This is a genomic window from Komagataeibacter kakiaceti JCM 25156 (assembly GCF_000613305.1).
On record NZ_BAIO01000523.1, the window covers coordinates 1 to 1,585 of the forward strand.

The following is a 1,585-nucleotide window of genomic DNA, read 5'->3' on the forward strand; positions in this document are numbered from 1 at the left end:
GCCGAATTTGCGTGTCAGCGCGGCTTCGGACATGTAGGTGATGTGCGCCATCATGCGCGCGACCGCCAGCCGCGCGCCGGCACCTCGTTACATTCCCAGTACCGGCCGCCATGCCATTGCGGATCGGCGAAGATGGCCTGGCGGCTGACTTCGTTGAACGCGATGTTCTGGGCGGAATGGAAGGGCGAGGTCGCGATCGGCATGGCCGCGAACACGCAGCCCGGATACGTCGCGGTCCATTCCAGCACCTGCATGCCCCCCATGGACCCGCCCACCACGGCCAGCAGCCGCTCGATGCCAGATGGTCGATCAGCAGTTTCTGGGCGCGCACCATGTCGCGGATGGTGATGGCGGGGAAAGCGGTGCCCCATGGCTCTTCCGTCCCGTCCTCGCGCCGGTGCAGGCTGCGCGGGCCGGTCGAGCCCATGCACCCGCCCAGCACGTTCACGCAGATGACGAAAAACCTGTTCGTGTCGATGGGCAGCCCGGGGCCGACCATGCGGCTCCACCAGCCGGGCTTGCCGGTCAGCGGATGGGGGTCGGCCACGTACTGGTCGCCCGTCAGCGCGTGGCAGACAAGAATCGCGTTGTCCCGCCTGTCGGACAGCGTGCCGTAGGTGCGGTAGGCCACATCCACCGGCGCCAGGTGGAAACCGCAATCCAGACGTAATCCGTCCGGAAAGGTCACATGCTGGTGCGACAGGTTATTGACTGAAACGGTCTGGTCCATTCTGTATCCGGCATTGCGTCGACAGGGACGATGAAAACGACAGGCCCGTAACCAGCCCGCCGCGCGGACAGCCTGCGGTTACTGCGTATGACATTACAGGCTTATACATGCAAGGTTCATGGTCATATCACCCGTCCCCCCCTCAGAACTGTTCCACCCTGCCCACGCCCTCGATCGCCTTGATCATCTGCGCCACGCGCGGGGTCACGCGGTAGCGTTCGGCCAGGGTCAGTTCCACATCGCGCGTCTCGGCCACGGAAGGCAGCAGGATGACCCGTCCCCGCCCGCCGCCAATACCGTGCAGCACATCGCGGATCGGCTCAAGTGCCGCCGCCTGATCGAACCAGATGCGCAATTCCGCCGCCGCTTCCGCCGCCGCCTGCTCCAGCTCCATCACATCGGACGCGGTAATGCGCAGGGCCTCGCCTTCCAGCTTGAGGTCCGCACTCACCACCACGGCGTTGCCCGCCGCAAGGATTTCACGCGAGCGCGATAGCACCTCCGAGAAGAAGGTGACTTCACACCCGCCGCTGGCGTCGGACAGGCGCACCCATGCCATCTTGTTGCCGGTGCGCGTGGGGCGTTCCTTGCGGTCCACCACGCAGCCCGCGATCTTGACCCGCCCGATCCCGGCCTGCGCCGCCGCTTCCAGCCCCGTGGCGCGCACGACCCCCAGCCTGCGCATGAGCGGACCATAGGAATCGAGCGGATGACCGGTCAGGTGGAAGCCGATGGCGTCGGCTTCCATGTTCAGCCGCTCGAATTCAGGCCAGTCCGCCGTGCGGGGCATGCGTAGCGGTTCACGCTGGGCCGGGCCACCGCCGCCGCCACCAAACAGGCCGATCTGGCCGCTGG

General features: G+C 66.4%; 1 protein-coding gene and 1 pseudogene. Both read right to left on the minus strand.

The window, feature by feature from the left end; all coding sequences use genetic code 11:
- A pseudogene (gene metX, locus JCM25156_RS25400) lies at nucleotides 1-730 on the minus strand (homoserine O-acetyltransferase MetX); the annotation flags it as partial.
- Between the two features lie 142 nt (nucleotides 731-872).
- Nucleotides 873-1,585 (minus strand): OB-fold nucleic acid binding domain-containing protein (locus JCM25156_RS25405; RefSeq protein ID WP_034960422.1); only part of this gene is annotated, 713 nt, incomplete at its 5' end.